Here is a 12,128-nt window from a genome sequence, read left to right on the forward strand (position 1 = left end):
GGACTACCTCGACTCCCTTAGTCTGTTAAAGGAGTGCAGACCTGCCCGATTCGCGGGCTCTGCTCCCGGCCGCCGGTCCCCGGTGGCCGAGGGCCGGGGTGAGGAGGTGTCCCAGGTGGACGTCGACGCCGGACACGGCGCCGCCCTGGGTGGCGCGCTCCCTGCCCAGGGCGAACTACCGCTCACCCGCCGCCTGCGTTCCCTGCTCACCTGGCCCACTGCCGACGGCGACCCGGTCACCACACTGGTCCGCGCCCATCGCGGCATCCACGCGAGCGCCGACGCCTCGGTGCTGCGCCGGGCCTACACGATCGCCGAGAACATGCACCGCGGCCAGTTCCGCAAGAGCGGCGAGCCGTACATCACCCACCCGCTGGCGGTGGCGCAGATCTGCGCCGACCTCGGCATGGACACCATCACGCTGGTCGCCGCGCTGCTGCACGACACGGTGGAGGACACCCGCTACACGCTCCAGGCGCTCCAGGAGGACTTCGGCCGTGAGGTCGCCCACCTGGTCGACGGCGTGACCAAGTTCGACAAGGCGTTCTACGGCAAGGCCGCCGAGGCGGAGACCGTCCGCAAGATGATCGTGGCGGCCGGCAAGGACGTCCGGGTGCTGGTGATCAAGCTGGCGGACCGGCTGCACAACATGCGGACGCTCGGCGTCCGCTCGGCCGCATCCCGGGAGCGGATCGCCCGCAAGACCCAGGAGGTGCTGGTCCCGCTCTGCGACCGGCTGGGCATCCAGACGCTCAAACGCGAACTGGACGACGTGGTGCTGCTGCACCTGCGGCCGGAGGAGCACGCGCGGATCGCCCGGTTCGTGCACGACCGGCCCGGCTGGGACGCCTACCTGGCCGACGTGGTGGCCCGTACCCGGGCGGCGTTGCGCCGCAACCGGGTCGACGCCGACGTCTCCCCCCGCCCCCGGCACCTCTACTCGATCTGGAAGGACACCGTCGCCGGCGACCACGCCGCCCCGTTCGACCTGCCCCGCATCGCGATCGTGGTGGACGGTCCGGCGACCGACTGCTACGCCGCGCTCGGCGCCGTGCACGGGCTGTGGCGGCCGGTGCCGGGCCGGTTCAAGGACTTCATCGCCTCCCCGAAGAACAACCTCTACCGGTCGCTGCACACGAGCGTCTGCGGCCCGCAGGACCGCACCGTCGAGGTGCTGATCCGCACCACCGAGATGCACCGCTCCGCGGAGTACGGCGTGGCCGCCCACTACCGGTTCCCCCGGGCCGCGGGCCGGGGCGCCGACCGGGCGGACGAGCTGGCCTGGCTGCGCCGGGTGCTCGACTGGGAGCAGGAGACGGTCGACCCGACCCAGTTCATGGAGTCGCTGCGCTGTGACCTGTCCGAGGCGCAGATCCAGGTGGTGGCCGACGGGCGGCAGGTCGTGCTGCCGGCCGGGGCCACCCCTGTCGACCTCGCGTACGAGCTGGGCACCGAGCGCGGCGACCACTGCCTGGCCGCCCGGATCAACGGCCGGCTCGCGCCGCTGGCCTCCGAACTGGAGGAGGGCGACGTGGTGGAGATCTTCACCGAGAACGACGCGGAGAGCGGCTTCGAGGCGGACGTGGCCCCGCGCGGCCCGCGCCGGGAGTGGCTGGGCTTCGTGAAGTCCCCGCACGCCCAGATGCAGATCAACCGCTGGTTCGCCGAGCACACCGAGCCGGGCATCTCGATCGCCGACAAGGTCCGGCTCGGCCGGGCCTCGATCGGCCTGGCGTTGCGCAAGCACAACCGGGGCCTGGCCAGCGACCTGCCGCTGCTGCGGCTGTCCGAGGAACTGGGCTACCCCGACCTGGAGACGCTGCTGGTGGCGGTCTTCGACCGCACCGTCGAGCCGGACACGGTGGTCCAGCAGTTGATCGATCTGGTCGACCACAGGCAGTAGACGGAGCCGGTCCGCGCCGGGACCACTAGCCTGGACGACATGATCCCCCGCGCGCGTGCCACCGGACGGGCCCTCGGCTACCAGATCTTCTACCGGCTTCCGGTCCCGCTGCGGCGGCGGCTGGTCCGGCTGGCCGTACCGAAGTACATCGTCGGCGCGGTCACGCTGGTCAAGGACACGGAGGCCACCGGCGCGGGCCGGATCCTGCTGCTGCGCCAGCCGCCCGGGTACAGCTGGACGCTGCCGGCCGGGCTGCTGCAACGCGGCGAGGCCCCGGTGGTGGGCGCCGCCCGCGAGCTGTACGAGGAATCAGGCGTCCGCCTGTCCCCCGACGCGCTGCGCCCGGCGGTGCCGAACGCTGTGGTGCACGCCAAGGGCTGGGTCGACGTGGTCTTCGAGGCCGAGGTTCCCGCGTCGACCACCGAGCTGAAGGTGGACGGCGCCGAGGTGTTCGAGGCCGCCTTCCACCCGCTCGACGACCTGCCCAGGCTCAGCCGCGCCACCGCCAACCTGCTCGGGTACTACGGCATCGGCCCGCGCGCCGGCGAGCACCCACCGGTCGCGTGAGCACCCCGTACGCGGGCACCGCGGCACCGGGGGTCGAGGTGTGCGCGGTGGTGCTGGCCGCGGGCGAGGGCACCCGGCTGCGGCCGCTCACCGAGCGGGTACCGAAGGCGCTCTGCCCGGTCGGGAACGTCCCGCTGCTTGACCGGGCGCTGGCGCGGCTGGCCGGGCTCGGCCTGACCGGCCCGGAGCGGGTCGCGGTGAACGCCTGCTACCTGGGTGACCAGGTGGTCGCGCGGGTGGGCGACCGGGCCCACCTGTCGGTCGAGCCGGACGCTCCGCTGGGCACCGCCGGGGGTGTGGGCCGGCTGCGGGACTGGATCGACGGCCGGGGCGTGCTGGTCGGCAACGCCGACGCGTACCTGGCCGACCCGCAGGCCCCGCCCGGCCCGGACATCGCCGCGCTGCTGGACGGGTGGGACGGGCACGGCGTACGCCTGCTCGGCCGGCCCGCCGGCGACCCGCACGCCCCCGGGACCTTCGACGGCCACGAGTTCGTGGGTTTCTCGCTGCTGCCGTGGCGGCTGGTCCGCGACCTGCCGGCCACGTTCGGCGACCTGGTCCGGACGGTGTGGCGGCCCGCGGAGGCCGCCGGGGCGCTCACCGTCGTGCCCTACCGGGGCACGTTCTACGACACCGGCACCCCGGCCGACTACCTGGCCGCCAACCTGCACGCGGCCGGACCGGACGGGCTGGTGGACCCGGCGGCGACGGTGACCGGCCGGGTCACCGGCTCGGTGGTCGGCGCCGGGGCGCTGGTGCACGGCGACGTGGACCGGTCGGTGGTGTGGCCTGGCGCGAGCGTCGCGGCCGGGGAACGCCTGCGCGAGGTGATCCGGGCCGGGGACGACCTGACCGTCCCGGCCGCGCGGTGAGGGGCGCGGGCTCTAGCATGGGCCTCGTCGCCGACGAACGGAGAACCGTCCCGTGATCACCGCGATCGTGCTGATCGACTGCGCCACCGACTCCATCCCCGAGGTGGCCGAGACCCTGGCCAACCTGCCCGGCGTCAGCGAGGTCTACTCGGTGGCCGGGCACGTCGACCTGATCGCCATGGTCCGGGTCCGGGAGTTCGAGCAGATCGCCCAGGTCATCGCCGGCAGCATCTCGAAGGTGCCGGGCGTGCTCAACACCGAGTCGCACATCGCGTTCCGCGCCTACTCCCAGCACGACCTGGAGGAGGCGTTCGCGATCGGGCTGGCGAACGCCGACTGACACGAGCCGGTGACCGGCCTGCCCTCGCGGGCGGACCGGCCACCGTCGACCGTGCGGTACGTCAGCTCTGGCTGGGCACCGGGGTCTCCGTGGTACCCGGAGCGGGCTCCTCGGTCTCGGTGCCGCCCGGAGCCGGCGACTCGGTGCCACCCGGGGACGTGGTGCCGCCCGGGCTGGGCGTGCCGCTGGCGCTGGTCTGCGGAACCGGGACGCCCAGGGTCTGGGCCAGGGCCACGAGCGCGTCGTAGTGCGCCTGGAGGACCGGCAGCGCGTCCTGCGCGATCTGCACCACCGACTGCTCCGAGCCCTGCGAGATCTCGGTCTGGGTGGCCTGGATCGCCTGGACGTGGCCGGCGAGCTGCGCGGTCACCCACGCCTTGTCGAACTCGGCCCCGCTGAGGTTGTTCAGCTTGTCCAGGACCTTCTGCTGGTCGGCGGTCGGGTCGGCCGGCAACTGCACGTTGAGCTGCTGCGCGGTCGACTGCACCGTCTGGTCCAGCTGGGTGTGGTCCGTCACGAACATCTTGCCCAGGTCCTTGACCTGCTGGTTCTGACCCTTCTGCTGGGCCAGGTTACCGGCGGTGATCTCGAACAGGTTGACCTGGTGCACCGCCTGCAGGTACTGCGTGTCCTGCGTCGACGGCTGCGCCGCAGCCTGCGACGCGGCGGCGGGCGCCAGCCCCACGACCACCAGCGCGGCCAGCAGGCCCAGGCGTTTGATTCCCAACATTCGTTCCTCCCCCATGAGACGTCGGACCGCACGGATACCCGGCTGACCGGGGTTATTCCTGCGATTCCACCCGTCCGTGTCGGGGGCGACGGCGGTCGGCGCACCGGCCTCCCGGCGTGCGCGGGAGGGAACGGGACGACCGGGGCGGAAACGGCAGTGGCGCCCGCCGGATGATCCGGCGGGCGCCACTGTCAGTCGTACCGGGGAGGGTCAGCGACGGCTCTCGCCGCTGCCGATTTCCTCCCGCTCCGGCCGGGCCTCGACCGGCGGGTGCCCGGGCGAGACCGGCGCCTCGGCCGGCTTCTCGATCGGGTAGAAGAAACCCCGGATCGCCGGGCCGAGGGCACCGAGCCGGTTCATCTTCTTCGGCACCACCCAGCCGACGTAGTCCAGCGCCGGCGGGTGACCGTCGTGGCCGTCGGCCGAGGTGAGCGGCTGGTGGACCTCGACGAACCGGCCGTCGGGCAGCCGCTTGATGATGCCGGTCTCCACGCCGTGGGCCAGCACCTCCCGGTCGTGCTGCTGCAGACCCAGGCAGATCCGGTACGTGATGTAGTACGCGATCGGCGGCAGGATCAGCAGGCCGATCCGGCCGGCCCAGGTCATCGCGTTCAGGCTGATGTGGAACTTGTCCGCGATGACGTCGTTGGCCCCGGAGAGGGTCAGCACGATGTAGAAGGCGAGCGCCATGGCGCCCACGGCGGTCCGGGCCGGAACGTCCCGGGGCCGCTGGAGCAGGTTGTGGTGCTTGTAGTCCTTGAGGCGGCGCGCCTCCAGGAACGGATACATCGTCGACAGGCCGACCAGGATTCCGGGTAGCACCACAGTCGGCCAGAACAACGGTGGGATGACGTACCCGTTGCCGATCGGGATGTGGATCTCCCAGCCCGGCATGAGCCGGGTCGAGCCGTCGAGGAACATGACGTACCAGTCGGGCTGGCTGGCGGCCGAGACCACCCACGCCTCGTACGGGCCGAACAGCCAGATCGGGTTGATCTGGAACAGGCCGCCCATCAGCGCGATCACGCCGAAGACGACCATGAAGAAGCCGCCCTGCTTGAGCGCGTAGCGCGGGAACATCCGCTCGCCGACCACGTTGGAGTTGGTCCGGCCGGGGCCGGGCCACTGGGTGTGCTTCTGCTTGAACACCAGGCCGAGGTGCACGCTGATCAGCGCCACCAGCAGACCCGGGACGAGCAGCACGTGGGCGATGAAGAAGCGGCTGATGATGATGGTGCCGGGGAACTCCCCGCCGAAGATCGACGAGCTGACCCAGGAGCCGATCACCGGGATCGACAGGATGATCGCGGAGGCGATCCGCAGACCGGTGCCGGACAGGCCGTCGTCCGGCAGCGAGTAGCCGGTGAAGCCGGCCAGGAAGCCGACCCAGAACAGCAGCGAGCCGATGATCCAGTTGGTCTCACGCGGCTTGCGGAACGCGCCGGTGAAGAAGACCCGCAGCATGTGGACCACGATGGCGGCCATGAACAGCAGGGCCGACCAGTGGTGCATCTGCCGCATGATCAGACCACCCCGGACATCGAACGAGATGTCCAGGCTGGAGGCGTAGGCGGCCGACATCGGGGTGCCCCGCAGCGGCGCGTAGCTGCCGTTGTAGATGACCTCGGTCATCGCCGGCTCGAAGAAGAACGTCAGGAAGACGCCGGTGAGCAGCAGGACGATGAACGAGAACAGCGCGATCTCGCCGAGCAGGAACGACCAGTGGTCGGGGAAGACCTTGTTCAGCAGCTTGCGCAGGGGCGTGGCCACCTGGAAGCGGTCGTCCACCGCCCGCGCGCTCTTGGCCGGCAGCGCGGCCGCATCAAACTTTCGGCGCTTCATGGCCGCTCCCAGAAGTCGGGACCGATGGTCTCGGTGTAGTCGGACTTCGCCACGAAGAAGCCCTCCTCGTCCACCTCGATCGGCAGCTGCGGCAGCGGCCGGTTCGCCGGGCCGAAGATCGGCTTGGCGTTGTCGGTGATGAGGAACTGCGACTGGTGGCAGGGGCAGAGCAGGCGGTTGGTCTGCTGCTCGTAGAGGCTGGCCGGGCAGCCCGCGTGCGTGCAGATCTTGGAGAACGCGACGTAGTTGCCCCACATGTAGTCGCCGTGGCCCTTGCGCTCGTTCGCGGCGCGCGACTTCTGCGCGTCGTCCTCCCGCAGGTGGATGAGCAGGGTGGGCGAGTCGGCGTGCAGGTTGCTCACGCCGCCGTCGATGCCCGGGAACACGGTGAGCTGGCCGCCGACGCTGACGTCGGCCGGGCGGATCGGGCGGCCGTCCTCACGGATCAGCCGGATCTTCTTGCCGCCCTCGCCCGGCTGGAAGCCGGTGGTGAACATCTGGTTGTTCTTGTGCGGCTGCTCGATCAGGCCACCGATCAGCGGGGCCGCGGCCACCGCGCCCACCGGCGCCAGGCCGGCGAGCAGCGAGATGCCCAGCAGCGGCCGGCGACGGACGCCCATCTCGTCGGCCAGGTAGAGCATGGTCTCGCCGGTGATCTTGCGACCCTCCGGGTCGTCGGCCTGGTCGTGCCGGTCCTGGATCGAGACCTCCTTGGGCAGCAGCTTCTTGCCCCAGGTCAGGATGCCGAAGCCGATGCCCAGCAGCGCCAGGCCGAGGGTCACGCCGAGCAGCGGCGTGTAGAGCTTGTCGCCGCCGGTACCCGGCTCCCACTGCCACGGCCACCAGATGTAGACCACCAGGAAGGCGGTCGCGAAGACGCCGGTCAGCAGGAACATCAGGGCGACCGTGCGGGTCAGCCGGCGCTCGGCCTTGCTGCCCGGGACCACCTGCGGCTCGTAGTGGACGATCTCGATGTCGTCGCGCCGCGCGCCCTCCTGGACGACGTCGAACCGGGAGAGCCGGGGGTCGTTCACGTCGAGCGGCTCCGGGCCCTGCTGGGCCTGGTGCTCGGTGTGGGTGCTCATGCCGTCACCTCGCTACGGGTGACGCCGGGGGTCGGCGCCACAGCACTGGAAGCATTGATCCGTCCGGTCACGACTTGCCCGCGATCCACAGGCTCGCGAAGACCAGCGCGACGATGCCGACCAGGAAGATCGCGAGACCCTCGGTCGACGGGCCGTAGCGGCCCAGGTTGAAGCCGCCCGGGTCGCCGTCGTGCTTCAGCGTCTCCTGGATGTAGGCGATGATGTCCGCCTTCTCCTCGGGCGTGATCTGGTTGTCGCCGAACACCGGCATGTTCTGCGGGCCGCTCAGCATCGCGGCGTAGATCTGCCGGTCGCTGGCCGGCGCCAGGCTCGGCGCGTACTTGCCGGAGGACAGCGCGCCGCCGCCGCCGCTGAAGGCGTGGCACTGCGAGCAGTTGATCCGGAACAGCTCACCACCGGTGGACAGGTTGGCGCCCTCACGCAGGTCCCCGTTGGGCACCTCCGGGCCGCCGCCGAGCTCCTGGATGTACTGCCCGAGCTGGCGCACCTGCTCGTCGGTGAACTGCGGCGGCTTGCGCATGGCCTGGGCCTCCTGCCGGGCCATCGGCATGCGACCGCTGCTGACCTGGAACTCGACCGAGGCCGCTCCGACGCCGATCAGGCTCGGACCGCGGCCCTCGACGCCCTGGGCGTTGCGACCGTGACAGGTCACACAGCTCACGTCGAACAGCGCCTTGCCCTCGTTGCCTGCGGCGGTCAACGGAGGGTTGTCCTGCGCCTGCACGCCGGGGGCGAAGACGGTGTAGGCACCGCCGGCCAGCATCAGCGCGGCGAACAGCCGGACCGCGGCGCCCAGCCGGCGGCGGCCCCTGCTGCGCGCTACGGGCCGCCCGCGCAGCCGCGCGAGCAGACCGCGTCGGCGGTCGTTGTCAGAAGTCATGACCTGTGTCCTTAACCGGTTGGACCTTGTCTCAGGGGACGGAGCAGCGGCGCGGTTCGTGACGCGCCAAGATCACTGGAGCCAGTAGATCATGGCGTAGAGCGCGATCCACACGACGTCCACGAAGTGCCAGTAGTAGGACACGACGATCGCCGAGGTCGCCTGGGCGGGGGTGAACCGGCCCATCGTGGTACGGATCATGAAGATCACGAAGGCGATGAGACCGCCGGTCACGTGCAGACCGTGGAAGCCGGTGGTGAGGTAGAACATCGACCCGTAACCGTCTTCGTTGATCTTCACGCCCTCGTGCACCAGGGTCCGGTACTCGTTCAGCTGACCGAGCACGAAGATCAGACCCATCACGAAGGTGATCGTGAACCACCGGCGCAGAGCGTGGACGTCGCCGCGCTCGGCCGCGAACACGCCGATCTGGCAGGTGATCGAGGAGAGCACCAGGATCACCGTGAACGTGGTCGCGTACGGGATGTTCAGCACCTCGGTGTGCTTCTCCCACTGCTCCGGCGCCGCCGCGCGGATGGAGAAGTACATCGCGAACAGCGCCGCGAAGAACATGAGTTCGCTGGAGAGCCACACGATCGTCCCGACGCTGACCATGTTGGGTCGGGTCAGGGAGTGGATCCGGCTCTTGTCAATGGCTGGGGCCGCAGTCACGCGGTCATTATTGCCCCTGACCGGGACCGACGATCAGCGGGGTGCCAAACCGGTCCCTTCCGTGGCCCGATCGTGGTGGTCCGCTTCGCCTGACCTACCCTGAAAAGCGTGCTGCACGTCGATCAGATCCGCGCCGTCACCTCGGCTGTTCCGGCGACACTGGCGGCGGGAGGCGAGGGCGCCCCGCCGCCGTTCACCGTGACCCGGGTCCTCACCGAGACCCGGCTGGACAGCTGGCTCACGCTGGGCATCGTCCTGGCCGCGGGCCTCTACCTCTACGGGGTGCACCGGCTGCGGCTGCGCGGCGACCGCTGGCCGGTCATCCGTACCGTGTCGTTCCTCGGCCCCGGCCTCGGCGGCATCGCCCTGGTCACGCTCACCGGCCTCGGCGCGTACGACACCGCCCTGCTCTCGGTGCACATGGTGCAGCACATGGTGCTGTCGATGATCGCGCCGATCTTCCTGGCGCTCGGCGCGCCGATGACACTGGCGCTGCGCACGCTGGCGGCACGGCCCCGCAAGCGGCTGCTCGCGATCGTGCACAGCAAGGTGATCCGGATCTACAGCTTCCCGCTTGTGGCGTTCGCCATCTTCGTGGTGAACCCGTTCGCGCTGTACTTCACCGACCTCTACGAGTTCACCCTGCGCCACGAATGGGCGCACGAGCTGGTGCACGCGCACTTCATCGCCACCGGCTGCGTGTTCTTCTGGCCGCTGCTCGGCCTGGACCCGCTGCCCGGCCGCTGGCCGTACCCGGGCCGTGCGCTGCTCATGCTGCTCTCGGTGCCGTTCCACACCGTCCTCGGCCTGACCATCATGCAGAGCACCACGCTGTTCGGCGGCGACTGGTACCCGTCGCTCAACCTGTCCTGGTCCGACCCCTGGAACGACCAGGTGGTCGCCGGCGGGATCCTGTGGGCCGGCGGCGAGTTCGTCAGCGTCACCATGCTCGCCGTCCTGGTCGTCCAGTGGGTCAAGCAGTCCGAGCGCGAGGCCCGGCGGCTCGACCGCGAGCTGGACCGCCAGGAGGCCCGCCAGCGCGCCGCGGAGACGAGCGCCTGACGGCCCGTTCCGGGGTACGCCCCGAGCCCGCCGGGCGGGGCGACGGCCCGGATGTGACGACCGCTACGATCAGCGGGCAGCTACGAGGTGGGAGCCACGTCACGATGAGCGATCGTCTTTGCACCGTCCTGCTCTACAGCGACGACCCGAAGGTCCGCGACCGGATGCGGCTCGCCGTGGGCACCCGGCCGGCGCCCGGGCTCGAGATCGAGTTCGTCGAGGCCGACGACTACAACGCCTGCGTCCGGCTGGTCGACGACTACGAGATCGACCTGCTCCTGCTCGACGGCGAGGCGACCCCGGGCGGCGGCATCGGCATCGCCCGCCAGATCAAGGACGACCGGGACGACGCGCCGCCCACCTGCGTGGTGCTCGCCCGCGCCGCCGACCGCTGGCTGGCCGCGTACGCCGAGGTCGACGCCACGCTGACCCACCCGCTGGACCCGGTGGTCGCCGGCAGCACCGTGGCGGAGCTGCTGCGCCGCACGCACGCCGCGGCCTGACCCCTCCGGTCTTCGCGCGCCACCGCGACGCGGCCGTGGCGCGCCCCAACCGCATTCCTCACGCCGCTCGGGAGGCCCGCCATGGGCGAACGGACCTGGCCGCTTCTGCTCAACGCGCTGCTGCGCGGCGAGGAGCTCTCCACCGCCGACACCGCATGGGCGATGGGCGAGATCATGGCCGGCTCGGCCACCCCGGCGCAGATCGCCGGGTTCGCCGTGGCGCTGCGCACCAAGGGTGAGACCCCCGCCGAGCTGGGCGGCCTGGTCGAGGCCATGCTGACCCGCGCGGTGCCGGTGCACCTTCCCGAGGAAGTACGCGCGAGCGCGCTGGACGTGGTCGGCACCGGCGGCGACCTCGCCCACACGGTGAACATCTCCACCATGGCGGCGCTGGTGGTCGCCGGGGCCGGGGTCCGTGTGGTCAAGCACGGCAACCGGGCCGCCTCCTCCTCCTGCGGCACCGCGGACGTGCTGGAGCAGCTCGGCGTACCCCTCGACCTGGAGCCCGAGCAGGTGGCCCGCTGCGTCACCGAGGCCGGCATCGGCTTCTGCTTCGCCGCCCGCTTCCACCCCGGCATGCGCCACACCGGCCCGGTCCGGCGCGAGATCGGCGTACCCACCGCGTTCAACTTCCTCGGCCCGCTGACCAACCCGGCGCGGCCCCGCGCGGGCGCGGTGGGCTGCTTCGACAAGCGGATGGCCCCGGTGATGGCCGCCGTCTTCGCGGCCCGTGGTGACTCCGCGATCGTGGTACGCGGCGAGGACGGCCTGGACGAGTTCAGCACCGGCGCACCCACCCGGGTCTGGGTGGCGCAGCAGGGCACCGTCACCGAGGCCGTGCTGGACGCGACGGACCTCGGTGTGCCCCGGGCCACCCTGGCCGACCTGCGCGGCGGGGACGCGGTCTACAACGCCGACGTGGTCCGCCGCCTGCTCGCCGGCGAGACCGGCCCGGTACGGGACGCGGTGCTGGTCAACGCCGCCGTCGCGCTTGCCACCCAGGGTCCGCTCGACGGCGATCTGCACGAGGTGCTGCGGGCCAACCTGGACCGGGCCGCCGAGGCGGTCGACTCCGGCGCCGCGGCGGCAACGCTGGAGCGCTGGATCGAGGTGGCACGCGCGGCCTGATGCCGTTGTTGTCGTACCCGCGTGCCAAACTACACGGGAGTTATTTTCCGTTTTCGGTCTATCCGTTTTCGGTCTATCCCGTTTTTTCGGTCTTCTGTCCACCGGCCGGCGGCTTCCCGCCCCGGCCGGTGCCCGGAGCGAGAGGAGCCACCCGTGTCTGACCGCGAGCTGCACTGTGACACCTGCGAGGGCGTCGTGCTGTTCGAGGCGCCGCCGTGCGGCGACGGGCACGGCGCCGACTGTCCGGAGCTGATCTGCACCGGTTGCGGCGCGGCAGTGGTGATCGCCACGTTCACGTTCCGCCCGACCCGCCTGTCCGGCCGCCGCGCCCGCCGCCCCTCCCACCCCCAGGCCGCCTGACCTCCACCCCTGTCGGCGCCCGTCTTCGCTCTTCCCGCGCCGCCTCGCGCTCCCCCGCGCCGCTCACGCTCCTCCCGAGCCGCACCGCGCTCCTCCCGAGCCGCACCGCGCTCCTCCRGAGCCCGTCGTTCCCGCGCCGGGCCATTCCTGCGCCGCTACGCCT

The 12,128-nt window shown here is 71.3% G+C and carries 13 protein-coding genes; 8 read left to right on the forward strand and 5 right to left on the reverse strand.

Features of this window, described 5'->3' with window-relative positions:
* Window positions 1–115: 115 nt before the first annotated feature.
* The 4 genes from NMK34_RS21875 to NMK34_RS21890 are packed head-to-tail and all read left to right on the forward strand — an operon-like array spanning window position 116 to window position 3,682.
* Complete coding sequence (locus NMK34_RS21875; RefSeq protein WP_318334986.1) at window positions 116–1,903, forward strand: RelA/SpoT family protein; 1,788 nt, start codon at window positions 116–118, stop codon at window positions 1,901–1,903.
* Window positions 1,904–1,942: 39 nt separating this feature from the next.
* Window positions 1,943–2,470 carry an NUDIX hydrolase gene (locus NMK34_RS21880; protein ID WP_318334987.1) on the forward strand — a complete coding sequence of 176 codons (528 nt, stop codon included), beginning with the start codon at window positions 1,943–1,945 and terminating at the stop codon, window positions 2,468–2,470.
* Window positions 2,467–3,342, forward strand: a complete 876-nt coding sequence (locus NMK34_RS21885; RefSeq protein ID WP_318334988.1) for a nucleotidyltransferase family protein — start codon at window positions 2,467–2,469, stop codon at window positions 3,340–3,342. Before NMK34_RS21880 ends, NMK34_RS21885 begins: the two co-directional genes overlap by 4 nt.
* Window positions 3,343–3,394: 52 nt before the next feature.
* Window positions 3,395–3,682: an Lrp/AsnC family transcriptional regulator gene (locus NMK34_RS21890; protein WP_013287689.1), complete on the forward strand. Its 288-nt coding sequence runs from the start codon at window positions 3,395–3,397 to the stop codon at window positions 3,680–3,682.
* Between the two features lie 61 nt (window positions 3,683–3,743).
* Here NMK34_RS21890 and NMK34_RS21895 read toward each other — a convergent pair whose 3' ends face one another.
* The 5 genes from NMK34_RS21895 to NMK34_RS21915 all read right to left on the reverse strand — a co-directional run bounded on the left by NMK34_RS21895 (window position 3,744) and on the right by NMK34_RS21915 (window position 8,912).
* Entirely contained in the window at window positions 3,744–4,412 is a 669-nt protein-coding gene (locus NMK34_RS21895) for a DUF4142 domain-containing protein (RefSeq protein WP_120568762.1), read from the reverse strand.
* Between the two features lie 210 nt (window positions 4,413–4,622).
* A complete protein-coding gene (locus NMK34_RS21900; RefSeq protein WP_318334989.1) occupies window positions 4,623–6,254 on the reverse strand; it encodes a cytochrome b N-terminal domain-containing protein in 1,632 nt (543 codons plus the stop codon).
* The gene (locus NMK34_RS21905) at window positions 6,251–7,339 is read right to left on the reverse strand and encodes a ubiquinol-cytochrome c reductase iron-sulfur subunit (RefSeq protein WP_318334990.1); all 1,089 of its coding nucleotides are present in this window, start codon (window positions 7,337–7,339) and stop codon (window positions 6,251–6,253) included. The genes NMK34_RS21900 and NMK34_RS21905 overlap by 4 nt, the downstream gene beginning before the upstream one ends.
* Before the next feature lie 67 nt (window positions 7,340–7,406).
* The gene (locus NMK34_RS21910) at window positions 7,407–8,240 is read right to left on the reverse strand and encodes a cytochrome c (RefSeq protein ID WP_013287693.1); all 834 of its coding nucleotides are present in this window, start codon (window positions 8,238–8,240) and stop codon (window positions 7,407–7,409) included.
* A 72-nt stretch (window positions 8,241–8,312) separates the two neighbouring features.
* Window positions 8,313–8,912, reverse strand: a complete 600-nt coding sequence (locus NMK34_RS21915; RefSeq protein WP_120568759.1) for a heme-copper oxidase subunit III — start codon at window positions 8,910–8,912, stop codon at window positions 8,313–8,315.
* A 108-nt stretch (window positions 8,913–9,020) separates the two neighbouring features.
* Between NMK34_RS21915 and NMK34_RS21920 the strand changes: the two genes are divergently transcribed.
* The 4 genes from NMK34_RS21920 (at window position 9,021) to NMK34_RS21935 (ending at window position 11,965) form a co-directional block, all read left to right on the forward strand.
* Complete coding sequence (locus NMK34_RS21920; RefSeq protein ID WP_412098907.1) at window positions 9,021–9,974, forward strand: cytochrome c oxidase assembly protein; 954 nt, start codon at window positions 9,021–9,023, stop codon at window positions 9,972–9,974.
* Window positions 9,975–10,078: 104 nt separating this feature from the next.
* On the forward strand, window positions 10,079–10,477 hold the full coding sequence (locus NMK34_RS21925; protein WP_318334991.1) for a hypothetical protein: 399 nt from the start codon (window positions 10,079–10,081) through the stop codon (window positions 10,475–10,477).
* Window positions 10,478–10,558: 81 nt separating this feature from the next.
* Window positions 10,559–11,605, forward strand: a complete 1,047-nt coding sequence (trpD, locus tag NMK34_RS21930; RefSeq protein WP_318334992.1) for an anthranilate phosphoribosyltransferase — start codon at window positions 10,559–10,561, stop codon at window positions 11,603–11,605.
* Window positions 11,606–11,758: 153 nt separating this feature from the next.
* On the forward strand, window positions 11,759–11,965 hold the full coding sequence (locus NMK34_RS21935; RefSeq protein ID WP_318334993.1) for a hypothetical protein: 207 nt from the start codon (window positions 11,759–11,761) through the stop codon (window positions 11,963–11,965).
* Window positions 11,966–12,128 lie beyond the last annotated feature (163 nt).

This window comes from Micromonospora sp. BRA006-A (genome assembly GCF_033433935.1).
Taxonomy (GTDB): Bacteria; Actinomycetota; Actinomycetes; order Mycobacteriales; family Micromonosporaceae; genus Micromonospora; species Micromonospora aurantiaca.

Bases quoted from the DNA above. Each gene is read 5' to 3' on its own strand.
- NMK34_RS21880 (WP_318334987.1), top strand. From the start codon at position 1,943: ATGATCCCCCGCGCGCGTGCCACCGGACGGGCCCTCGGCTACCAGATC.
- NMK34_RS21895 (WP_120568762.1), bottom strand. From the start codon at position 4,412: ATGTTGGGAATCAAACGCCTGGGCCTGCTGGCCGCGCTGGTGGTCGTG.
- NMK34_RS21900 (WP_318334989.1), bottom strand. From the start codon at position 6,254: ATGAAGCGCCGAAAGTTTGATGCGGCCGCGCTGCCGGCCAAGAGCGCG.
- NMK34_RS21905 (WP_318334990.1), bottom strand. From the start codon at position 7,339: ATGAGCACCCACACCGAGCACCAGGCCCAGCAGGGCCCGGAGCCGCTC.
- NMK34_RS21910 (WP_013287693.1), bottom strand. From the start codon at position 8,240: ATGACTTCTGACAACGACCGCCGACGCGGTCTGCTCGCGCGGCTGCGC.
- NMK34_RS21925 (WP_318334991.1), top strand. From the start codon at position 10,079: ATGAGCGATCGTCTTTGCACCGTCCTGCTCTACAGCGACGACCCGAAG.
- trpD (WP_318334992.1), top strand. From the start codon at position 10,559: ATGGGCGAACGGACCTGGCCGCTTCTGCTCAACGCGCTGCTGCGCGGC.